Source organism: Pseudomonas sp. S3E17 (assembly GCF_024168685.1).
Lineage (GTDB): Bacteria > Pseudomonadota > Gammaproteobacteria > Pseudomonadales > Pseudomonadaceae > Aquipseudomonas > Aquipseudomonas marginalis.
Window position 1 is genome coordinate 4,915,907 of the sequence record NZ_JALJWE010000001.1, and the last position, 22,949, is coordinate 4,938,855.

18 protein-coding genes, 1 tRNA gene and 1 pseudogene are annotated in these 22,949 nt (G+C 57.1%); 12 read left to right on the forward strand and 8 right to left on the reverse strand.

Going from position 1 to position 22,949, the window contains the following annotated elements; genetic code table 11:
* Positions 1-131: 131 nt before the first annotated feature.
* Positions 132-2,648: a tetratricopeptide repeat protein gene (locus tag J3D60_RS22270; RefSeq protein ID WP_253492801.1), complete on the forward strand. Its 2,517-nt coding sequence runs from the start codon at positions 132-134 to the stop codon at positions 2,646-2,648.
* A gap of 142 nt (positions 2,649-2,790) precedes the next feature.
* Here J3D60_RS22270 and J3D60_RS22275 read toward each other — a convergent pair whose 3' ends face one another.
* Positions 2,791-3,513, reverse strand: coding sequence for a hypothetical protein (locus J3D60_RS22275; RefSeq protein ID WP_253492804.1), 723 nt, complete (start codon positions 3,511-3,513; stop codon positions 2,791-2,793).
* Positions 3,514-4,668: 1,155 nt separating this feature from the next.
* Between J3D60_RS22275 and J3D60_RS22280 the strand changes: the two genes are divergently transcribed.
* Positions 4,669-5,217: an SMI1/KNR4 family protein gene (locus tag J3D60_RS22280; protein ID WP_253492807.1), complete on the forward strand. Its 549-nt coding sequence runs from the start codon at positions 4,669-4,671 to the stop codon at positions 5,215-5,217.
* Between the two features lie 366 nt (positions 5,218-5,583).
* Here the strand turns inward: J3D60_RS22280 and J3D60_RS22285 are convergent, their stop codons facing one another.
* The 3 genes and pseudogenes from J3D60_RS22285 to J3D60_RS22295 form a co-directional block, all read right to left on the reverse strand.
* Positions 5,584-6,219, reverse strand: a complete 636-nt coding sequence (locus tag J3D60_RS22285; protein WP_253492808.1) for a hypothetical protein — start codon at positions 6,217-6,219, stop codon at positions 5,584-5,586.
* Between the two features lie 71 nt (positions 6,220-6,290).
* Positions 6,291-7,153 (reverse strand): annotated as a pseudogene (locus J3D60_RS22290) (DUF927 domain-containing protein); the annotation flags it as partial.
* Between the two features lie 206 nt (positions 7,154-7,359).
* Positions 7,360-7,436, reverse strand: a tRNA-Arg gene (locus tag J3D60_RS22295).
* A 370-nt stretch (positions 7,437-7,806) separates the two neighbouring features.
* Here J3D60_RS22295 and gabD point away from each other — a divergent pair.
* On the forward strand, positions 7,807-9,249 hold the full coding sequence (gabD, locus tag J3D60_RS22300; protein ID WP_027607874.1) for an NADP-dependent succinate-semialdehyde dehydrogenase: 1,443 nt from the start codon (positions 7,807-7,809) through the stop codon (positions 9,247-9,249).
* Between the two features lie 181 nt (positions 9,250-9,430).
* On the forward strand, positions 9,431-10,708 hold the full coding sequence (gene gabT / locus J3D60_RS22305) for a 4-aminobutyrate--2-oxoglutarate transaminase (protein WP_065926318.1): 1,278 nt from the start codon (positions 9,431-9,433) through the stop codon (positions 10,706-10,708).
* A gap of 410 nt (positions 10,709-11,118) precedes the next feature.
* Here gabT and J3D60_RS22310 read toward each other — a convergent pair whose 3' ends face one another.
* Complete coding sequence (locus J3D60_RS22310; RefSeq protein ID WP_065941053.1) at positions 11,119-12,120, reverse strand: sensor domain-containing diguanylate cyclase; 1,002 nt, start codon at positions 12,118-12,120, stop codon at positions 11,119-11,121.
* A gap of 188 nt (positions 12,121-12,308) precedes the next feature.
* On the reverse strand, positions 12,309-13,493 hold the full coding sequence (desA, locus tag J3D60_RS22315) for a delta-9 fatty acid desaturase DesA (protein WP_253492809.1): 1,185 nt from the start codon (positions 13,491-13,493) through the stop codon (positions 12,309-12,311).
* 166 nt (positions 13,494-13,659) lie between these two features.
* Here desA and dibA point away from each other — a divergent pair, with 166 nt between their 5' ends.
* From dibA to J3D60_RS22345, 6 genes are all read left to right on the forward strand, one after another.
* Complete coding sequence (gene dibA / locus J3D60_RS22320) at positions 13,660-15,570, forward strand: phosphodiesterase DibA (RefSeq protein WP_253492810.1); 1,911 nt, start codon at positions 13,660-13,662, stop codon at positions 15,568-15,570.
* Positions 15,571-15,808: 238 nt separating this feature from the next.
* Positions 15,809-15,991 (forward strand): sulfur starvation response protein OscA, encoded by a 183-nt coding sequence (oscA, locus tag J3D60_RS22325; RefSeq protein ID WP_003170956.1) that lies wholly within the window; start codon positions 15,809-15,811, stop codon positions 15,989-15,991.
* Positions 15,992-16,057: 66 nt separating this feature from the next.
* Positions 16,058-17,068 (forward strand): sulfate ABC transporter substrate-binding protein, encoded by a 1,011-nt coding sequence (locus J3D60_RS22330; protein WP_027607869.1) that lies wholly within the window; start codon positions 16,058-16,060, stop codon positions 17,066-17,068.
* 140 nt (positions 17,069-17,208) lie between these two features.
* A complete protein-coding gene (gene cysT / locus J3D60_RS22335) occupies positions 17,209-18,027 on the forward strand; it encodes a sulfate ABC transporter permease subunit CysT (protein ID WP_027607868.1) in 819 nt (272 codons plus the stop codon).
* Between the two features lie 13 nt (positions 18,028-18,040).
* Positions 18,041-18,913 carry a sulfate ABC transporter permease subunit CysW gene (gene cysW, locus J3D60_RS22340; RefSeq protein ID WP_027607867.1) on the forward strand — a complete coding sequence of 291 codons (873 nt, stop codon included), beginning with the start codon at positions 18,041-18,043 and terminating at the stop codon, positions 18,911-18,913.
* A gap of 3 nt (positions 18,914-18,916) precedes the next feature.
* The gene (locus tag J3D60_RS22345; RefSeq protein ID WP_253492811.1) at positions 18,917-19,897 is read left to right on the forward strand and encodes a sulfate/molybdate ABC transporter ATP-binding protein; all 981 of its coding nucleotides are present in this window, start codon (positions 18,917-18,919) and stop codon (positions 19,895-19,897) included.
* A 126-nt stretch (positions 19,898-20,023) separates the two neighbouring features.
* Here the strand turns inward: J3D60_RS22345 and J3D60_RS22350 are convergent, their stop codons facing one another.
* The gene (locus J3D60_RS22350; RefSeq protein ID WP_253492812.1) at positions 20,024-20,551 is read right to left on the reverse strand and encodes a DUF962 domain-containing protein; all 528 of its coding nucleotides are present in this window, start codon (positions 20,549-20,551) and stop codon (positions 20,024-20,026) included.
* 83 nt (positions 20,552-20,634) lie between these two features.
* Between J3D60_RS22350 and J3D60_RS22355 the strand changes: the two genes are divergently transcribed.
* Positions 20,635-21,321, forward strand: coding sequence for a Crp/Fnr family transcriptional regulator (locus J3D60_RS22355; RefSeq protein WP_253492813.1), 687 nt, complete (start codon positions 20,635-20,637; stop codon positions 21,319-21,321).
* A gap of 38 nt (positions 21,322-21,359) precedes the next feature.
* A complete protein-coding gene (locus J3D60_RS22360; protein ID WP_253492815.1) occupies positions 21,360-21,725 on the forward strand; it encodes a response regulator in 366 nt (121 codons plus the stop codon).
* A 127-nt stretch (positions 21,726-21,852) separates the two neighbouring features.
* Here J3D60_RS22360 and J3D60_RS22365 read toward each other — a convergent pair whose 3' ends face one another.
* Entirely contained in the window at positions 21,853-22,857 is a 1,005-nt protein-coding gene (locus tag J3D60_RS22365) for an AraC family transcriptional regulator (protein ID WP_253492818.1), read from the reverse strand.
* Between the last annotated feature and the right edge of the window lie 92 nt (positions 22,858-22,949).

Sequence of the window (22,949 nt, forward strand, 5' to 3'; positions counted from 1 at the left end):
CCAATTTTTATAATCGTTCCGGGTGGTTTTATTGGCTTGAGAGAAGTAAGTATGCTGCAGATTCTGACTGTCAGAAGATACCAGTTAGGTTAATAGAACGAATTTATTAATTCTGAGACAAGGAAAGCAGAATGAAAGCATTTCTTTCACATTCATCAACCGATAAACCGTTTGTCGAAGAAGTTGGAAAGCTACTAGGGCGTCAACATTACTTACTTGATCGGCATCAATTCGATATAGGTCAAGATTTTAAAAACGAAATTTCCAAATGTCTTACCTCTGCTGAAACGTTCGTGCTTTTTGCAAGTAGGGAAGCTCTAAAATCACATTGGGTGTCATACGAAATAGACATCGCTGAAGACAAACGTTTAACAGGGCTTTTGAGTGACGCTTTAGTTTTTCTCCTTGATGACGTGACACATTCTGATTTGCCTCCTTGGCTTAGCAAAGGGTTAGTTGTTAACGCGAAATCACCTAGCGCGGTTGCGCGAGAGATTGCGCAGGTATTAGACAAGAGACTTGGAGCCACACGTTCTACGTATTTTTTTGGTAGAGGCGCGGAACGTGACAGAATTAGTAAAGCATTGAACCCTGTAGCTAGGGAGCTCCCGAGAATTTTGGCCTTGTGGGGATTGCCTGGTATAGGTCGAAAGACATTACTTGAAGATGTAGCGCGTAGTTATTTGCAATATAAAGATTTCGTTGCGTTGGAAGTTGAAAATGGCGATGAGCTTCCTGACTTACTATTTAAGCTGGCCGAGGAAAAAGAGTTTTGGGCAGATATTAAGTCCTTGAAGGTTCTTGGAGATACTATACGTGGGGAGTCCGAAAATGCTTCACTTGAACGCTTAGAGAAATATCTTACAAATTCAAGCGATAGATCTTTCTTAACCTTAGTTGATGCTGGAGGGCTGGTTACGGAGGATGGAAGTATATCGAAAGTTTGTCGTGCGATAATAGATGTGGCCTCTAGGAATAAGGGGCTCTATCTTGGCATGGTTTTAAGAAGAATGCCTAGTGGTTTAACCGGTCCTCAAGCTGCCTATGATGGAGTGGTATGTGAGCCAGTAAGAGCGCTTTCAGGTGATGATATAGAACATCTCTTGGTTAAAGTTCTGAGTGATAAAGAAGTTCGCTTTGATGGACCTCAAATCAAGATGCTTGCTGAGTTCGTCAGAGGATATCCTCCAGCTGCGTATTACGCTGGAGAGTTGGCTGCAAGTGGTGGGCTCGATTTGCTACTGAGTGAGCCACGGCCAATGATAGACTTTCGTACTAGAGTTCTCTCTGCTGCGTTGAACGGTGTTGAAAGTAGATCATCTAAAGCTAATGTACTTGAGGTGCTTGCTTTTTATAGTCCGCTTCCTTACGCGGTCGTGGGAGAGTCCACAGGACTTGGTGCTGCCGTACTGGCGCAGATACTGGGTGAACTGATTAACCATTCTGTTTTGGAAGTTAATGAGGACGGTTTCTATCGCCTTTCGGACCCTCTCCTGGAGGCGGCTCAACATCTATTTGATCGGTGGAAAACTCCGCATTTAAAAGTAGCCAAGGCATTACAGAAGTTTGTAAAAGATGTAGGCGTCGAGCGCGGTGGTTTAACAGTTCTACGTAGTCTTTATCGCGCGCGGCAACTTGCAAGATTAGAGCCGACTGACGATGAGATTAGTTTTCCAGCAGACTTAGTAAGGCTAACAGAGGATTTTTATCATCAGCGTGAGTATGATCGCGCGATCGAAATAGGTGAGCAAGCCTTGAACATTCGACCTGATAATATTGATGCTCGAAGCTTCCTTGTTCGTTCACACGCGCAGCTCGGAAATTTTCCGGAAGCAGTAGTTCAGGTTCAAAAGCTAAGAGACTTAGGAGCGCTCAAGGAATATTATTTCTTACTCGGCTTCAGTGCGCGCCTGCAATCCGATCTCCCAGAAGCAATTCGTAATTATGAGGAAGCCGTAAAACGTGGAAGAAAGGGGGTTGCAATAAATCGTGAACTGGCCAGTTGTTATTTCCATTCTGGAAACTTTCCGAAAGCAAAAGAACATCTCCTTTTGGCTCAGGGAAGCAGTGATAGAAAAAATAGATACGTGGTCGATCTGTTGGTTACAATTGCGGTGGCCGATGGAGATGAAGCTGTAGCGAGAAAAGCTTTAATTGATCTTGAAGAAGTAGATAAGCGAGGATTTTTCCTTCATAGGTCCTCGACCGTAGAGTTCAGGTTTGGCAACAAGGTAGTGGCACGTGAAATGGCTCGGCAAGCTATTGAGGCAACTAGTCGTCCTCCTTTTGCGATGCTCTCTCAGCGGATCAAGTGCGAAATTGCTACTGACGAACTTCCTGAGGCGGCAACTCATCTTCGTGAGGCGGAGCAACGATTTAATATTACTCAGCGCGATTCTATTTTAGCCCTTAAATGTAAATGGGAATTGGCAAACGGTGAGGTATTGAATGCTGAGACGCTGTGGCAGCAAATAGCTAACAAAGAAAAACCGTCAATGAAAGCTTTGAGGCGTGAGGTTGTAATTGCCTTGCTGTCTGTTGTGAGAGTTGATACTGGTGGGAACTCACAGCTTGAGATGGAACTGTCTTCTCTTACCCAGGCACTCGGGCAATTGGATTGGGATGCTTTTGGTGAAATGATAGACTAGTTTATCGAAGGACGGCCATCCAATATTGGATGGCTGTAGGGGTTTTTATTATAGTTAATTTTGTTGATGAGTTTTCCAAGGGACGGAGTCTTTTTTTTGAGATTGCTTCCCCGATTATTTGGTGCTGGGCACATGGTTTGAATTAAGTTGAAGTGCCCAGAAGTTTTCTAATCGATTCTGGTAATAACATTTGAACAATTGGCGTAGCTACTGTGACTGCATCCGCTAGCCCGCCAAGGATGCTCATTAGTTTTGACCCCTCTTTTGTATTGGACAGCGCGTTAGCATAATCTTTATCAAAAAAGCCATGTCCGAGTATTTGCTCTATTGAGTTTGTAATTGGGATTGAACCCGCCAACCTGTATTCCTCAAGAGCTATTACTATTTTTCGCAGTGATCTGACCATGTACTCCTTAACTTTTTCCTCCAATGAAGAATTTAAAATTTCTGCGATTAGCTCGTTTATTTTCTTCGTGTAGTCTTCTATTTCTTCGGCGCTTAGAATGGTCGGCTGCTTGGATTCTAGTAAGTCTACCGCAGCTGTAAGATGATCAATTGCAGTATTATCTATATAGTCAATGAAGGAATTAAAGTTTGCGAGCATATTTTGGCCCGCAAAAGCTTGGTCTAATGCATTCTTCCAAGCGTCGGTAGGTCGAATCTGTCTGGGGAAAAGGCTTTTTACAGTCTCACATGTCTCTTCAGATAACTTTATAACTTTAGCCAGTCTTTCGTGCGTCAGCGCTAGATTATTTTCACTTTTGAGGATTTTCTCCCAAACTATTAGAGTGTTTGCGTTTTTGTTTGCGTCTTTTGCTTCTAGTATTATTTCTAGAAGTCTTGCGGCCGGATTTCCATTCAGCATTTTATTGTCCGTCGAAAGTGCGATATATTTTAATTGGGTTAGTGAGGTTGATTAGGGTTGGTTGTCTCATTCTATTTTTTAGGCTTCAAATAGCTCGATACCTTTATGATTGATGCGTGGTGAATATGTATGCTTTAGTAGTTTACTCACTTTACAAGTAAAGTTGTCGTTTCGTCAATTTTCCACCTAACCATGCACCAAATTTATGGGGTTGTATATATGTATAAATGGGTAGCGCAACGCGGCGGGCTAAGGTGCGCAGAATGACAGTCCCTCGTTTCGGTAGTGATCATGATTTTGACGCAGATTTAGAGCACGTTGCTAAGATTTATTGTTGACGCAATGCGTTGAGTGAGCTGTGTCCTGGAGCTTGCAAACTGCGCGCGTAAGTCAGTAGATGCGGTACGTGCCCTAATCTACGCCGTTTTCATTTTGCTCCATATCTTTAGATTACGATAATGGTGGACCAATGCCCTAGCTGCGCTGCCCTTGTTATTAGGATTCAAAGAAACGAGCGGAACATCTGATTTGGGGTTGGGGTGTTGAAGATTCACTCATCCCGAGCCCCTCCATCGGTATCACCTCCAGCGAGTGCTGTTGAGGCGACCGCCCAGGCCCATTGCTCCGCCTGACACCGCAACAGCACTAGTAAGAACTGGCAAGGTTTAGCTAGGCTGTCTCGGCTATCTACTAACCTAATACTCAACCGGATACGGAACCCCCTAAAGCCACTTGAATCTGTAAAAAGATCGGGGTTCGAATTACCCCAATCCAAATAACCTCCCAAAGGACCCATGAACAGCGCGAAAAGGTGTTGTTTTGCCTGCTGTCTAGACGCTTGGCGGCAGGCGTGTGGTGACCCTCTGATGCTCGCTGAAGGCGCGCAATGCGATGGGGTGATGGAGGTTAAAAACCGATACCCCTCAAAAAACGGTGTTCCAGGTGTTCCACTAAGGCTGAAAGCCACGAGTTACGGGGCTTGCAGAGTGGAACACCTTTTTATTTGAGCTGGAACACAGGTGTTCCAGCGGCAAAAGGTGTTCCACGTTGATAGTCTGTTGATTCAGTCCGAGAGCCGCTCCTCAACGGTCGGCAAGGTTGCGTCAGGAGTGATTTGTGTGAGGATAGATGTAGTAGATTCGGTCTGGCATGTGCGTGGCAAACCCCGCTGCTGCCCACGTTGTATACGGCAATACTTTCCGTACAAAACCTAGAGAATATTGGCAGTGGCGTGTAAAAAACAGTGAGGTTGGTATGTCAAGCTTAGAGATGGTAAGGAGTCGATTTGAGTCGTTGAATGGTATTCGCGCAGTGGCCCCGGATTTTATTGAAAAGCTGGAGCATGAGTTGAAAGTATCACTTCCCAGTAGCTTCAAATTGGTGGGGGAGTTTTTTGACGGAAGTGGTATTTATGTTTTACCGCTGTACCAGATCGGTTGGGAATCTCCAACTAATGTTCTTGTTGAAACGAAGCGCTTGAGAAGCAGTGGCCCACTTTCTTCAAATTATCTTGTGTTGGGGGAGCCTGCTGAAGGTCTAATCGTGATGGACTGCAACTCCCAGTTGGGGCAGGTGCTCTGGTGTGATGCGATTGATGTTAACCGCATTGGTAAAGAAGCATTGATGACAGCACCTGAAGTATGGGGTTCCTACTTGGATTTTGTTGAGTATTTGGTGTCGGAGGAAGAGTCTGATCGGCTGTAAGCAGCGCGTAAAGGCGTGTTCGATGTCGACCCATCCTCTGCTCGGGAAAAACCAGATCCTTGATCAATTCCCAAGATGCATCGGAGAGTTCGTAACGCTTTGACATGCGGGCCTCCAGCCAATCATGGCGCGATTCTAACCATACGGACTTTTCTTACAGAACCTCGCTGACGGCGCCGAATGTGACGGGGTGACGGAGCTTAAAAACCAATACCCCTCAAAAAACGGTGTTCCAGGTGTTCCAGGTGTTCCACTAAAGCTGAAAGCCACGGAGTACGTGGCTTTCAGGCTGGAACACCTTTTTATTTGAGGTGGAACACCGCGTGTTCCAGGGGAAAAAGGTGTTCCACGTTGATGCTGTGTCATTCAGTCCAACAGCAGTTCCTCAACTGTCGGCCTCGCAGGGCCTGGACTGATTGTGAGAGGGCCGACGTATTGAAATCGGTCTTCCCTGTGAGTGGGAGGCATGGGAATCCGAATGTCCTGCAAGGAACCGTGTAGCCCCATGAGCTGTGCGACTTGCTGATACCGTTTGGCTACTGCCACGAACTCATTAGCGCTGCTTCTTATTTGCTCCGCTCGTTTGTACATGATTGCTCTCAAGAGCTCTTTGTTTGAAACCTCCAACTCTTGGGCGCACTGTTCAAGTCGTTGGTCGATTTCAACCACTTCCTGTTCAAGTTTAGCGATGGCAGCAGTTCGAGCCAGATGCTTGCCACGGCTTCTGTTCGACTCGCCAAGGATTGATTGCAGAGCTGTGTCTGCTTCGGCTTCTGCAGCCGTATCGCCGGCAGCAATAGCCGCACTGTAGGCTTTGAGCGCCTTGTCATGCGCCGATGCTCTTGCTTCCTTGTCCAGAGTGTCCTCAGCAACCAAGGCCGTTAACTTGTGGGTTAGCTGCTTCTTGGTCCTCTCCAGTTCGTGGAGCGTTTCACGTTGAGCTGCGTATTTGTTCTGAGCCGCTTTAATTTCGGGGGTTGAAATCGAGTTTCTGTTAGACATGCGGGTATCTCCATTTATATATGGTGCTGCGAAAGGCTTGCCGGAATGGCAGGCTAAAATGGATAACTAATTTATGCGGCCTCGAAGGAGTGCCCGCTGTCATCCGCCATGAGTGCGGAGGAGTTAAAAACGTAGGCACGGGCTTTAGGCATGCCCGGCAGCCTTACCGATTGAGCCGCTTTGCCATCGCTGCCAGGCTCTAAAATGGCGCGGCTCAATAGCTCTTTGTTCACGGCGTTCAGGTTCATGCCTTTGAAGACTTCGGAACACCAAGCCTCGGGCAGTACGTAGTAGGTAGTGGTGGTGTGCGGCGCATCACCCAGGCCATGCTCCAGCGTCTTGCGAAAGCCCAACCGGTCAATGGTGCGAGGGCCGTGCTCGTCGATCTTGGCGGCGGCGGATTCCCAGCGAGTGAAACGGCTCTCTCCAAAACGCTCGATCACTTGGCGAAGCCGCGCCACGATGGCATCACTCTCGAAGTTTCCGGCGCCGCCGCGCTCATTCAGCCAGGCATTGAGACAAACCTTTGCCGCAGTGGTCGCTCCACCCTCAGGCCAACCTGTTATCCCCAAGGCGGTGGCCAACTCTCCAGCGGCAGCGGCCAACCCAAAACGAGTGGCAGCACGTTGGGCCTGTCCGCTTGCTGATTTAGGTAGTGACGTCGAGACAAACCGCTCAATGGTGTGGCGCAATATGGTCGACCACCCGAGCCTTCCCCGGTCGAGAGAAACAACAAACGCTATTCCTGAACGTGACGACCGGCCTGGCTTCGATCATTGACGCGTGCTTTGCCACTGCCATTACCCAGCATGTAAACCGTTTCGCCAATGATGCGTGGATCGCACATGTCGATTTCATCGAGCACCAATAAGCCATCTGAGTGCGCGGCGGCGATGGACTCCAGGGCATTGTCAGTCCAGCGCCAAGAGCGAACGCAAAGACGCTAAAACCGTGACTGACAATGGAAGACGTTTGATTTCAGAGCATTCAATGGGCCTGTATCCCCGAGTTCTATTTTTTATCCACGCAGTGGGAAGGTATAGGGGGACAGAGGTGAACAGCCAGAAACAAGAAAGCCCGCACAGGGCGGGCTTCTTGGGGTGTTTCGTAGACTGTCTGAGACAGCCAGAAACCAGTATGTGGTGCACCCGGCGGGATTCGAACCCACGACCCCTGCCTTCGGAGGGCAGTACTCTATCCAGCTGAGCTACGGATGCTTGTGCGGGCGACATCATACCCATGTCGACCTTGGGCGTCCATGCCGGTCTTTGGCCGTTTCCCAGTAGGAATTTGCCGCTGGAAGGCCCTGCGCCGGGCGCCGTTGGTCAACGCGGCGGAACGCGCTCAAATCACGCTGATCAGAAAAATCCGGCAAATGCGCCGTTTTCGTTCTTTTTTTCGAACAGACTATTGCCCTGTACCCCCATTGATCCTAGGATTCGTTTGAGATTTCAAACGCTCTGTCTCTCGTGCGCTATTCACTGATCGCGCGCGCGGGGGCTGATTTCCCTGACGGCAGCCCACAAGGCGCCTTTCAACAACTCTAATTCGCTCCGCGTGCGCGCGGTGCTGTTAAGGAAAGCCGACATGCAGCTCAAAGATTCCCAGTTGTTCCGCCAGCAGGCCTTTATCGATGGCGCTTGGGTGGATGCAGACAACGGCCAGACCATCAAGGTCAACAACCCTGCCACGGGCGAGATTATCGGCACCGTGCCAAAGATGGGCGCCGCGGAAACCCGCCGCGCCATTGAGGCCGCCGACAAGGCGCTGCCGGCCTGGCGTGCGCTGACCGCCAAGGAGCGCGCCAACAAGCTGCGTCGTTGGTTCGAGCTGCTGATCGAAAACCAGGACGATCTCGGTCGCCTGATGACCCTGGAACAAGGCAAGCCATTGGCCGAAGCCAAGGGCGAAATCGTCTACGCCGCGTCCTTTATCGAGTGGTTCGCCGAAGAAGCCAAGCGCATCTATGGCGACGTGATTCCCGGCCACCAGCCCGACAAGCGCCTGATCGTGATCAAGCAGCCTATCGGCGTGACCGCCGCCATCACCCCGTGGAACTTCCCGGCCGCGATGATCACCCGTAAAGCCGGCCCGGCCCTGGCCGCCGGTTGCACCATGGTGATCAAGCCGGCTTCGCAAACCCCGTTCTCGGCCCTGGCCCTGGTTGAGCTGGCGCACCGTGCCGGTATCCCGAAAGGCGTGCTGAGTGTGGTTACCGGCAGCGCCGGCGACATCGGCGGCGAGCTGACCAGCAACCCGATCGTGCGTAAATTGTCCTTCACCGGTTCGACCGAAATCGGTCGCCAGTTGATGGCCGAATGCGCCAAGGACATCAAGAAAGTTTCCCTGGAGCTGGGCGGCAACGCGCCATTCATCGTGTTCGACGACGCGGACCTGGATAAGGCCGTCGAAGGCGCGATCATCTCCAAGTACCGCAACAACGGCCAGACCTGCGTCTGCGCCAACCGCCTGTACATCCAGGATTCGGTGTACGACGCGTTTGCGGAAAAACTGAAAGTCGCGGTGGCCAAATTGAAGATCGGCAACGGTCTGGAAGAAGGCACCACCACCGGCCCGCTGATCGACGAAAAAGCCGTGGCCAAGGTCCAGGAGCATATTGCTGATGCCCTGAGCAAAGGCGCCAAGCTGTTGGCCGGTGGCAAGGTCATGGAGGGCAACTTCTTTGAGCCGACCATCCTGGTCGACGTGCCGAAAAACGCCGCCGTCGCCAAGGAAGAAACCTTCGGCCCGCTGGCGCCGCTGTTCCGCTTCAAAGACGAAGCCGAAGTGATCGCGATGTCCAACGACACCGAGTTCGGCCTGGCGTCCTACTTCTACGCCCGCGACCTGGGCCGTGTGTTCCGTGTGGCCGAGGCCCTGGAGTACGGCATGGTCGGGGTCAACACCGGGTTGATCTCCAACGAAGTGGCGCCGTTCGGCGGCATCAAGGCCTCGGGCCTGGGCCGTGAAGGCTCCAAGTACGGGATCGAGGATTACCTGGAAATCAAATACCTCTGCCTGGGCATCTAAGCCGGGAAGGGATTGCAGTAAACGCAAAGGGCACGAGAGCGCTGACCCTTTGCGTGTTTCACACCGTTATTCGTAGTGGCCGGGAAAGCTGTGGCAGTCGATCATCGCATGCTGCCGTAGTTGCCTCCCCGCCACGTATTCCTTGAGCAACGCCACCCGATGAGTGGCGAATGAGGACTTTATGAGCAAGACCAACGCTTCCCTGATGAAACGCCGCGAAGCCGCTGTACCGCGCGGTGTTGGCCAGATTCACCCGATCTTCGCCGAGTCCGCGAAGAACGCCACGGTGACCGACGTTGAAGGTCGCGAGTTCATCGATTTCGCCGGCGGTATCGCCGTGCTGAACACCGGCCACGTGCACCCAAAAATCATCGCTGCCGTGACCGAACAGCTGAACAAGCTGACCCACACGTGTTTCCAGGTACTGGCCTACGAGCCGTACGTCGAAGTGTGCGAAAAAGTGAACGCCAAGGTCCCCGGCGATTTCGCCAAGAAAACCCTGTTGGTCACCACCGGTTCCGAAGCCGTTGAAAACGCCGTGAAAATCGCCCGTGCCGCGACTGGCCGTGCCGGCGTGATCGCTTTCACCGGCGCCTACCACGGCCGCACCATGATGACCCTGGGTCTCACCGGTAAAGTCGTGCCTTACTCGGCCGGCATGGGCCTGATGCCAGGCGGCGTGTTCCGCGCGCTGTACCCGAACGAACTGCACGGTGTCAGCGACGACGACTCCATCGCCAGCATCGAACGCATCTTCAAGAACGATGCCGAGCCGCGTGATATTGCCGCCATCATCATCGAGCCGGTCCAAGGCGAAGGCGGTTTCTACGTCGCGCCGAAGCCGTTCATGAAGCGCCTGCGCGAACTGTGCGACAAGCACGGCATCCTGCTGATCGCCGATGAAGTGCAAACCGGTGCCGGCCGTACCGGTACCTTCTTCGCCATGGAACAGATGGGCGTTGCCGCCGACCTGACCACCTTCGCCAAATCTATCGCTGGCGGTTTCCCCCTGGCCGGTGTGTGCGGCAAGGCCGAATACATGGACGCCATTGCCCCTGGTGGCCTGGGCGGCACCTACGCCGGTAGCCCGATCGCCTGCGCCGCTGCGCTGGCGGTGATGGACGTGTTTGAGGAAGAGCACCTGCTGGACCGCTGCAAGGCTGTCGGCGAGCGCCTGGTGACTGGCCTCAAGGCGATTCAAGCCAAGTACCCGGTGATCGGTGACGTGCGTGCCCTGGGCGCGATGATCGCGGTCGAGTTGTTCGAAGACGGCGACAGCCACAAGCCAAACGCTGCGGCCGTTGCCGCCGTGGTGGCCAAGGCGCGTGACAAGGGCCTGATCCTGCTGTCCTGCGGCACCTACGGCAACGTGTTGCGCGTACTGGTGCCGCTGACCTCGCCGGACGAGCAGTTGGACAAAGGCTTGGCGATCATCGAAGAGTGCTTCTCCGAGCTGTAAGCGGCAGTTGGCCTGATCGATAAGAAAAACCCGCTTCGGCGGGTTTTTTTGTGCCTGAAGCAAGCCAGCTCTTATCAAATTTAAAATAACTTACTGATTTTAAAGGGTAAAAAATTTCACTCTAAAATCCTGAGTCTTGCATAAACAATTTCAGGCAACCGCATTCTTGTGGTGAGCGGGCTTGTCCCGCGTTGGGGTGCGAAGCGCCCCTAATAAAGACGAATGCGGTGTATCAGGCACTCCTCCGCGCTTGGTTCTGGGGCTGCTGCGCAGCCCAACGCGGGCGGTGCGACGCTTCGACAAGCCCGCTCGCCACAGAGGTTCCAGTTTGCTGCGCGACAGCGCTACGTCGAGAGGTCGTGGGGCCTCCCAGATTGGATTTCTGTTGCTGCAACCGGAAGTGGTCGGCGTCAGCCCGCGATCACGCGATTCTTGCCCAGGCGCTTGGCCTCATACATGGCGGCATCGGCGCGGGCGAACAGGCTGTCCAGGGTGGAGTCTTCCTCGGTCAGGCTGGCCAGGCCCTGGCTGATGGTCACGCTGAACGCCTGGCCCTCATAGCTGAAGCTCAGCGCCTGAATCTCCTTGCCCAGGCGCTCGGCCACCTGCAGCGCCATCTCCGGCGCGCAACCTGGCAGGACTGCGGCGAACTCTTCGCCGCCAATGCGCCCGAACAGGTCGCCACGGCGCAGGACCCCGCGACCGCTCTCGGCGATACGCCGCAGCACCTGGTCGCCCTCTAGGTGGCCGTAGGTGTCGTTGACGTCCTTGAAGTCATCGATGTCCAGCAGCAGGAAGGCCAGCGGCGCGCCTTGGGCGCAGGCGCTGTCGAAGGCCTGGTTGGCGCATTCGAAGAAGTGTCGGCGGTTGCTGCTCTGGGTCAGCACGTCGGTGGTGGCGAGACGGTGCAGCTCCAGTTCCAGCTGTTTTTTTTCCGTGATGTCTTCGGCCATGCCGACGACGATCACCGGCTCGCCGGGTTCGACCTGCTGGTTGATGTAGCACTTGTCGCTCAGCCAGCGGATCTGCCCGTCGGCGGTGATGATGCGGTACTCGCGGTCTTCCACGGCACCCTGCTCCAGCACGCGCGCCAGGCTGTGTTCGGCGTAATCGAGGTCTTCGGGGTGAATGCTATTGCGCCATTCGCGGTGGTCGGCCAGCAGCAGGCCGGCGGAACGTCCAAAAATCCGCTCGTATGCCGGGCTGACGTAGAGCACGCGGCGGGTCTGCCAATCGATGGCCCACAGCACGGCGTTTACGCTGACCAGCAGAGAACTGAGCAATTGTTCGCGCTCACTCAGTCGCTCGACTTCGCCCTGGGCATGTACCAGTGCCAGCAGGGTTGCTGCCGCGGCCGGACGCGGAGGGTCAGCGGTAGGGCTGTCGGCGGTGAAGGGCTTTTCGAGAACCATCGGCACAACTCTCTCTGGGCGCGCCGCAAGATCGAGCAGCGGTCACTACAAGGGGCCACCATGATGGCGAAGTGTTCATTGAGAGAGGCGAATTGCAGTGAAGTTCCGTCAACAGGCTCGATTGGCGGTGTCCGAGAAATGGCGCCAAAAAGCTGATGGGTGGGAGGGCAAGCCCTCCCACGCGACTGTCAGACCGCCGCAGGACGCAGCGAATAGGTCTTCAATTGGTGGGCAAAATCCCGCAGGGACTGGATGCCGCTGGCCTCGGCCTCGTGCACCCATTCCTTGATGGCGGCGAGCATATCGTGGCCGTTGGAGCTGGTCTTGAGCCAGATCTGCTGCAGCGCCAGGCGTTTTTCGTAGATCACTTTCAGCGCCTGGCTGTGTTCCAGCATGCTCTGGATCCGCAGGTGGTGGCGGTCGTCCAGCAGGCTGGTTTCCCGCGACAGCAGGCGTTTGGCGCGGTGGAACTGGTGGCGCACCGAGTGATCGACTTTTTCCAGTTCCTGCTTGACCAACGGGCCGATCACCAACTTGCGGTACTGGGCCATGATCTGGAAGCGGTTGTTGAGGATCGCCATGGCGGTGTCCATGTCCAGGTGGCCCTTGCCTTCCACGCGGTGGGCAATCGGTGCCACGCGCTGCACCTTGGCCAGGCGCAGGAAGCTGAACACCTTGATCCATGCCCAGCCCAGGTCGAACTCCCACTTCTTCACCGACAGCTTGGCCGAGTTGGGGTAGGTGTGGTGATTGTTGTGCAGCTCTTCGCCGCCGACGATGATGCCCCACGGCACCAGGTTGGTGGCGGCGTCACGGCATTCGAAGTTGCGATAGCCCACGGCATGGCCCAGGCCGTTGATCACGCCGGCGGCCCAGAACGGAATCCACATCATCTGGATTGCCCAGATGGTGATGCCGATGGTGCCGAACAGCAGCAGGTCGATCACGCCCATGATCGCCACACCCAGCAGCGGATAAGGAGTGTAGATCTTGCGCTCGATCCAGTCGTCCGGGCAGTTCTTGCCGTAGATGCGCAGGGTCTCGGGGTTTTCGGCCTCGGCACGGTACAGCTCGGCGCCTTTGCGCAATACGGTGGACAGGCCCTTGATCACCGGGCTGTGCGGGTCGTCGACGGTTTCGCACTTGGCGTGGTGCTTGCGGTGGATGGCGGTCCACTCGCGGGTGTTCTGCGCTGTGGTCAGCCACAGCCAGAAGCGGAAGAAGTGTTTCAGGCCGGCATTGAGCTCCAGGGAGCGATGGGCTGAATAGCGGTGCAGATAGACCGTGACCCCAACGATGGTCACGTGGGTCATCAACAGAGTGACTGCCACCAGTTGCCAGGCCGACAAGTCAAGAAAACCGTTGTACCACATAGGCTGTATGGCCCTCAGATAAAGAAAAGAACAGCACACGCATTATCACTAAGCCTACAGAGAAAACCAGCGGCCCTTTCAGATAAGACTTACGAGATGTTACATATCCTATAATCCCCATTCTTTGTAGGACGATTCTGGGTTTTTAGTAAGGATTACTGGGCATATGCTGTTTTCATACCGAGGAGCCCTGCGTGCTGGGCTGGTATACCTGCTGGCTTCGAGCGTCTGGATAGGCCTCACTCATCGGGTATTGATCGAGTTTCTCGATAATCCGACCGACCTGCACCGGTGGTTGCAGGTGCGCGGTTACGTGTGGGTGGCGCTCAGTGCCTGGTTGATCTACCTGATCTGTGCCCGATCTGCCCAGGCCGACCAGCAGCAACCCTTGAAAGAGAACCGCGAGCGCCTGCGCCAGGCTGCTGCCGTGTTCGATTGCACCCGCGAAGGAGTGTTGGTCACCGACGCCAAGGGCCTGATCGTGCATGTGAACCGGGCCTTCATGGAAATCACCGGCTACCAGCGCGATGACGTCATGGGCCGGCAGCCGAGCCTGTTCAAGTCCGGTCGCCATTCGTCGAATTTCTATCAACAGATGTTCCAGACCCTGGAACACACCGGTGAATGGAGCGGTGAAATCTGGAATCGGCGCAAAAGCGGTGAGATTTATCCACAGTGGCAAACCATTCGCGTGATTCGCGATGACCTGGGCCATATCAGCCATTACGTCGCGGTGTTTTCCGACATCAGCGCCATCAAGGATTCCGAGCACGAACTGGCCCACCTGGCCCACCACGACCCGCTGACCGACCTGCCCAACCGCCTGCTGTTCACCGACCGCGCCGAGCAGGCGCTGGCCTCGGCGCAACTCCACAAGCGCGGCTGCGCCCTGCTGTTGCTGGACCTGGATCACTTCAAGATCATCAACGACAGCCTTGGCCATAATGTGGGCGACCAGTTGCTCAAGCTGGTGGGCGAGCGGCTCAAGGCGCTGTTCGGCCCCGGCGTGACCCTGGCGCGCTTGGGCGGGGATGAGTTCGCGGTGCTCGCGGAAAACTGCTCACAGGTAGTGCAGGCGGCGGCTTTGGCGCAGCGCATGCTGGATGTGATGAAGCAGCCGTTCATCTTTGACGGCCATCAGCTGTTTATCAGCGCCAGCATCGGCATCAGCCTGTTCCCCAATGATGCCCTGAGCGCCGAGCAATTGTTGCGCAACGCCGATTCCGCGCTCTTCAAGGCCAAAAGCGTGGGCCGCGAAGGCTACGCGTTGTACACCGAAGAACTCACCGCCCACGCGCAGAACCGGGTGGAAATCGCCAGCGAACTGCGCCGCGCCCTCGAACAACAGGAGCTGCGCGTCTACTACCAACCGGTGCACGACTTGCACACCAGCCGCCTGATCGGCGTCGAAGCACTGGTGCGCTGGCAACACCCCGAGCGTGGCCTGGTGCCGCCGGGTGATTTCATCCCCATCGCCGAACGCACCGGGTTGATTGCCGAGATCGATGGATGGGTGATGGACCAGGCCTGCCGACAGATGTGCCGATGGCTGGCCGACGGCGCGCCGCTGAGCTTTATTGCAATCAATGTATCCAGCCGCCTGTTTGCCCGGCGCGAACTCTACGATCAAGTCGCCCAGGTGCTGCACGCTACCGGCCTGGATCCGGCCTTCCTGGAGTTGGAAGTCACTGAAAGCGCGGTGATGGACGACCCCGAAGTGGCCCTGGAACAACTGCACCGCCTGCGTGAACTGGGCTTGCGCCTGGCCATCGATGACTTCGGCACCGGCTATTCCTCCCTGCTGCGCCTCAAGCGCCTGCCGGTGCAGAAACTCAAGATCGACCAGGGCTTTGTCGCCGGGCTGCCGTGGGACGAAGACGATGCCGCCATCGTGCGGGTAGTGATCGCCCTGGCGAAAAGCATGGGCATGCAGGTGCATGCCGAGGGGATCGAACAGGTGGAGCAGGCGCGGTTCTTGTTGGAGCAGCACTGCGATATGGGCCAGGGGTACTGGTTTGGGCGGCCGATGCCGGCGCAGGCCATTGACTGGGACTGCGCCCCCGCCATCCAGGCTTGAAATGCATTCAAATGTGGGAGGGGGCTTGCTCCCTCCCACATTTGGATATTCACAAGGCGTTATTTCAGCGCTCGGTCGCAAAACCCGCGTGCAACCCCACGTCCTGCCAGAAAATTCTTTCTGGTTATATAAACATTCTTAAATAGTATTTTTAAGAATATCCGCGCTTATCTACTATCGCCCTACGCCGCAAGCAGTGCCGCCACTGCGAGGCACTATTCATTTCAGGAGCGAGACCATGAGCGCATCTCTACGTAGCGTCGACGGCCAGGACGAAGCAGCCATTTTGCGCGAGATCCAGAGCGCCTTGCGCGATCTGCGGTTTGGCGCGGTGGAAATCACTGTGCACAACGCTCAAGTGGTACAGATCGAACGCAAGGAAAAATTCCGTTTGCAGAACCCGGGTAACAAACCGAGCTAAGCAATAACGGCGATAGACCCCGTCACTATAAGAAAAAGCCAACACCCAGAATTTTCAGGAGCTTCTATGTCGTCGATTCGCCGTTATGCCCTGGCCGCCCTGGCCAGCGCCGTGTTTGCCGGTTCCGCCGTTGCCAAGGACTACGAGTTGCTCAACGTCTCGTACGATCCTACCCGTGAGCTGTACCAGGACTACAACGCTGAGTTCACCAACTTCTGGAAACAGTCCCACCCCGGCGACACCGTCAAGATCCAGCAATCCCACGGGGGTTCGGGCAAGCAAGGCCGGGCGGTGATCGACGGCCTGCGCGCCGACGTGGTGACTCTGGCCCTGGCCGGTGACATCGACGAAATCGCCAAGCTGGGCAAGACCCTGCCGGAAAACTGGCAGACCCGCCTGCCGGACGCCAGCACCCCCTACACCTCGACCATCGTGTTCCTGGTGCGCAAGGGCAACCCTAAAGGCATCAAGGATTGGGGCGACCTGATCAAGAAAGACGTGTCGGTGATCACGCCCAACCCGAAAACCTCCGGCGGCGCGCGCTGGAACTTCCTTGCCGCCTGGGCCTACGGCCTGAAATCCGGTGGCAGCGAAGCCAAGGCCCAGGAATACGTCAAGGAGCTGTTCAAGCACGTGCCGATCCTCGACACCGGCGCGCGCGGCTCGACCATTACCTTCGTCAACAACGGTCAGGGCGACGTGTTGCTGGCCTGGGAAAACGAAGCCTTCCTGGCCCTGAAAGAAGACGGCGGCGCCGACAAGTTCGACATCGTCGTGCCGTCCCTGTCGATCCTCGCGGAGCCGCCGGTGGCCGTGGTCGACAAGAACGCCGAGAAAAAGGGCAACACCGAGATCGCCACTGAATACCTCAAGCACCTGTACAGCCCGGCTGGCCAGGAGATTGCGGCGAAGAACTTCTACCGCCCACGGGATGCAAAAGTGGCCGCCAAATACGCCCAGCAGTTCCCGAAACTGGACCTGGTGACTATCGACAAAGACTTCGGCGGCTGGAAAACTGCCCAGCCGAAATTCTTTAACGACGGTGGCGTGTTCGACCAGATCTACACGGCGCAGTAAGCCAAAGTACCGGTAGGAGCGAGCTTGCTCGCGAAGATCGTCAACGATGACGCGGGCATTCTGAATGAGCGCGGTGCCCTTGAGGTCTTCGCGAGCAAGCTCGCTCCTACAGTGGTTTCTACCTTTAACCAAGGACTCTTATGTCGCGTCGTATTTCCCCCGTCATACCCGGCTTCGGGCTGACGCTGGGCTACACCGTGGTGTACCTCAGCCTGATCGTACTCATCCCCCTCGCGGCGATGTTCGTACACGCCGCTCAACTCACCTGGGATCAGTTCTGGAACATCATCTCCGCACCCCGTGTGCTGGCGGCGTTGAAACTGAGCTTCAGCACCGCGCTGTACGCCGCCCTGATCAATGGCGTGATCGGCACGCTGCTGGCCTGGGTGCTGGTGCGCTACACCTTCCCCGGCCGCAAGATCATCGATGCGATGATCGACCTGCCGTTCGCCCTGCCCACCGCCGTGGCCGGTATTGCCCTGACTGCGCTGTACACGCCGACCGGCCTGGTGGGCCAGTTCGCCGCCGACCTGGGCTTCAAGATCGCCTACAGCCCCTTGGGCATCACCCTGGCGCTGACCTTCGTGACCCTGCCGTTCGTGGTGCGCACGGTGCAGCCGGTACTCGCCGATATCCCCCGGGAAATCGAAGAAGCCGCCGCCTGCCTGGGCGCCAAGCCGTTGCAGGTGTTCCGCTACATCCTCGTCCCCGCGCTGCTGCCCGCCTGGCTGACCGGCTTCGCCCTGGCGTTTGCCCGTGGCGTCGGTGAGTACGGCTCGGTGATTTTCATCGCCGGCAACATGCCGATGAAAACCGAGATCCTGCCGTTGCTGATCATGGTCAAGCTCGACCAGTACGACTACCGCGGCGCCACCTCCATTGGCGTACTGATGCTGGTGGTTTCCTTTGTCCTGCTGCTGCTGATCAACTTGTTGCAGCGGCGCATCGAACGTCCATAAGGAGGCGCGGAACATGTCCCAATCGTCTATTTCCGCGGCATCCTCGGCCAACGCAGCCCGCCGTGGCAGCGCTGTTTCCCGGCGCATCCTGATCAGCCTGGGCTGGCTGGTGTTCTTCCTGTTCCTGCTGCTGCCGCTGTTTATCGTGGTGTCCCAGGGCTTGAAGAACGGCCTCGGTGCGTTTTTCACCGCGATCCTTGAACCGGACGCGTTGTCCGCACTGAAACTCACGGTGATCGCCGTGCTGATTTCGGTGCCGCTCAACCTGGTATTCGGCGTCAGCGCGGCCTGGTGCGTGAGCAAGTACTCGTTCCGTGGCAAGAGCATCCTGGTGACGCTGATCGACCTGCCGTTCTCGGTCTCCCCGGTGATCGCCGGCCTGGTCTACGTGCTGATGTTCGGCGCCCAGGGCCTGTTTGGCCCTTGGTTGCAGGCGCATGACATCCAGATCGTGTTCGCCTTGCCCGGCATCGTGCTGGCGACCATCTTCGTCACCGTGCCGTTCGTCGCCCGCGAACTGATCCCGCTGATGCAGGAGCAGGGCACCCAGGAAGAAGAGGCCGCGCGCCTGCTGGGCGCCAATGGCTGGCAGATGTTCTGGCATGTCACCGTGCCGAATATCAAATGGGGCCTGATCTACGGCGTGGTGCTGTGTACCGCGCGGGCCATGGGGGAGTTCGGCGCGGTGTCGGTGGTGTCCGGCCATATTCGCGGCGTGACCAACACCTTGCCGCTGCACGTCGAGATTCTCTACAACGAATACAACCACGTTGCCGCGTTTGCGGTGGCGAGTCTGCTGCTGATCCTGGCGCTCTTCATCCTGCTGCTCAAGCAGTGGAGCGAGAACCGTATTAATCGCCTGCGCGCCAGTGCGGCTGAGGAATAAGTCATGTCGATCGAAGTCCGTAACGTCAGCAAGAACTTCAACGCCTTCAAGGCCCTGGACAGCATCAACCTGGATATCCAGAGTGGCGAGCTGGTGGCCTTGCTTGGGCCTTCCGGCTGCGGCAAGACCACCTTGCTGCGCATCATCGCCGGCCTGGAAACCCCGGATGACGGCAGCATCGTGTTCCACGGTGAAGACGTCTCCGGCCACGACGTGCGTGATCGCAACGTCGGTTTTGTGTTCCAGCATTACGCGCTGTTCCGCCACATGACCGTGTTCGACAACGTCGCCTTCGGCCTGCGCATGAAGCCGAAGAACCAGCGCCCGAACGAAAGCCAGATTGCGGCCAAGGTTCACGAACTGCTGAACATGGTGCAGCTGGACTGGCTGTCCGACCGTTACCCGGAACAACTCTCCGGTGGCCAGCGCCAGCGTATCGCCCTGGCCCGCGCGTTGGCGGTCGAGCCGAAAGTGCTGCTGCTGGATGAACCCTTCGGCGCCCTCGACGCCAAGGTGCGTAAGGAACTGCGCCGCTGGCTGGCGCGCCTGCACGAAGACATCAACCTGACCTCGGTGTTCGTGACCCACGACCAGGAAGAGGCCATGGAAGTCGCCGACCGCATCGTGGTGATGAACAAGGGCGTGATCGAGCAGATCGGCTCACCGGGCGACGTCTACGAAAACCCGGCCAGCGATTTCGTCTACCACTTCCTCGGCGACTCCAACCGCCTTCACCTGGGCGAGGACAAGCATGTGCTGTTCCGTCCGCATGAAGTGTCGCTGTCGCGGCATGAGCTGGAGGATCACCATGCGGCCGAGGTGCGTGATATACGCCCGCTGGGCGCGACTACGCGGGTGACGCTCAAGGTGGAAGGCCAGTCCGAGCTGATCGAAGCCGAAGTGGTGAAGGACCACGACAGCCTGACCGGTTTGGCCCGTGGCGAGACCCTGTTCTTCAAACCCAAGGTCTGGCAAAAAGCCTGAGTTCACCGCAATTCCAACTCTGAAACTGGGACCAAATGTGGGAGGGGGCTTGCCCCCGATAGCAGTGGGTCAGCAGCAGATAAGCTGACTGAAACACCGCCATCGGGAGCAAGCCCCCTCCCACATTCAGACCTGTCTCGGCTTCAGATCGCGGCGAACCACCGGTCCCGAGCGCTCTTCGATCTGCTGCTTCAAACCCTTGCGCAGCCCCAGCAAAAACGCCACCTCCGCCACCACAAACAACGGCCCCACAATCAGCCCCGACACGTCGTCCACAAACGCCGGCTTCCTGCCCTCGTAGTAATGCCCGACAAACTGAATCACCCAGCCCACCACAAACAGGCCGACGCCGCTGCTGAGCCACACCATCGTGCTCTGCGCCGCCAACGCATGCCCGGCCCATACAGACAAGCCCATCAACACCGTCATCAGCGCGCCCAGGGCCAGTTCAAGCCGCAGGTAAAACCACGCGGAAAACAGCGCCACTATCACCGCCGGGGAAAGCCACAGCCCGCCCACAGCCCATTCAGGGCGTGACAGCAGCACGGCCACGGCGACAACAATCAGCGGGATGCCAATGAAGTGGCTGGCGATATTGCGTGGGTCGCGGTGGTAGGCGGCGTATTGACTGAGATGATCGACGAGGCTTTTCATTGTTGTTCCTCCTGTAGGATGTTTGATCATGCCCTGTCAGCCTGGGACTAACTGTCAGTTGGGCGACAATCTTCGGAGTTCTCATGGATGCGACGCATTGGCACGCCCGGTTGGCCGTCGGTCACTGGTTCAGTCACCTGCCCGTACCTTTCCAGCATAGTCTGCTGGCCCATGCGCGGCTGCGGCAGCTGACGGCGGGACAGTACCTGTTCAAGCGCGGCGACCCGCCCTGCGGCTTGTATGCGGTGCTCGAGGGCACGTTGCGTGTCAGTGCGGTGAATGAGCACGGCAAGGAAGCGCTGTTGAGCCTGGTGGGGGCGCCCTACTGGTTCGGCGAGATCTGCCTGTTCGACGGCTTGCCGCGCACCCACGACGCCTGCGCCACGGGGCCGTGCACGCTAGTGCAGGTGCCGCAGCAGGCGCTGCTGAAGATCCTCGAGGAGTCCCCCCGGTACTGGCGCGACCTGGCGTTGCTGATGAGCCAGAAGCTGCGCCTGAGTTTTATCGGCCTCGAACAGCTCAGCCTGATGCCCGCGTCGGTGCGCCTGGCCCACCGGCTGTTGATGATCGTTGAGGGCTACGGCGACATGGCGCCTTCAAAACGCGTGCTGCAACTGCCCCAGGAAGACCTGGCGGCGATGTTGAGCCTGTCGCGCCAGACCACCAATGCCTTGCTCAAGGACCTGCAAGCCCAGGGCATCGTGCGCCTGGGCTACGGCGAGATCGAAATCCTCGATGCGCAGCGGCTACGAGAGGCGGCGCACACCTGAGGGTGTTAGCCTGCAAACCTGATCAATCGAGGTGTGTTATGCGTGTGCTGTTAGTGGAACATGAATCCGAAGAGGCACAGCGGATGGCCCGGGGCTTGAACGAGGCCGGCTACACCGTGGAAGTCGCGGCCAATGGCATGGCGGCGCAGCGCTTTGTCGAAAGCGCCGAATACGACCTGGTGATCCTGGATGTGATGTTGCCTGGCCTGAATGCCTGGAAGCTGCAGCAGGCGATCCGGCAGCAGGGTGAGACACCGGTGTTGTTCCTGACCACGCCGGGCGGGATTGAAGATCGCCTGCGCGGGCTGGAGTTGCATGAGGATGACTACCTGCTCAAGCCGTTTGAGGCCAAGGGGTTGGTGATGCGGGTCAGGAAACTGTTGCGGCGGGATCGGGGTCGCTGATTGATCCCGTCACTGTAGTGCCTGAAAGATTGCCATCGGGAGCAAGCCCCCTCCCACATTTGAAATGCGTTCCCCTGTGGGAGGGGGCTTGCCCCCGATGAGGCCTTCAGCCTCCCCACATATTTCCTTACCGCAACCCATCCCGAAACTGCCCCGGCGTCATCCCCGTCCAGCGCTTGAACGCCCGATTAAAGCTGCTGGTATCGGCAAATCCCAACAAATGGCTGACCTCGGCCAATGAACACTGTGGATCACGCAAGTGGAGCAACGCCAAGTTCTGGCGGCACTCATTGAGCAACGCATCAAACCGACACCCCTCATCCGCCAGATGCCGCTGCAAACTGCGCAAACTCAAGTGCAGTGCCTGGGCAATCCGCTCGGCACTCGGCTCGCCATCGGGCAGTTGTGCCTCGATGGCCGCGCGCACCTTGCGTTCCCAGGTCAGCGGTTGCAGTTGCGCCAGGGTGCGTTTGAGCACGGTTTCGTTATGTTCGGCCAGTTCCGGGTTGGCGTCGTCCAGGTGGCTGTCGAAATCGCTGGCGGCGAATTCGAGGCGGTCTTCCTCGGCGCCGAAAAACACCGGTGCGCGGAACACCGTGTGCCAGGGCTTGGGGTCGGCGGGTTGCGGGCGCCGCAGGTAAACCGCCAGCGGCGCATAGTCGCGGCCCAGGCGGTTGCGGCACGTGCGTACATAGATCGCGGCAAACGCGTCGATGGCTTCCAGCGCCGGCGCCGGGCTGCCCGGCGGTTGCAGCAGGCGAAAGCGGTAGCGCTCGCCATCGCCGCTGAGTTCGAGGGTCAGGGCATCGCTGACCACCTGGTGATACCGCACGATGCGCTCGAACACCTCGCGCAGGCTGCCGCTCGCCACCAGCGCATAACCCAGCGCATGAAAGGTGGTCGGGCTGACAAACCGCGACACCCGCAACCCGATGGCCGGATCGCCGCTGGCCTGCACCGCCAGTTCCCACAGGCGCGTGGTGGCCGACAGCGGGTAACGCGCGTTGGGGTCGTCCATCTGCTGCGGATCGAGCCCGGCCTGGGCGCACAGCGCGGCACTGTCGAGGCCCAGGGCATCGAGCTGCTTACGCAGGGCGCGGGTCCAGCTGGCGAGGGAAGTCGGTTCGGTCATGGCGATTGGCGCTTGCGGTCAACAGGTTGGCGTGTGGGGCTAGCGTCCTGCAAGAAGCCCTGGTGCAGGATGTAACCATCAATGAATAAGAG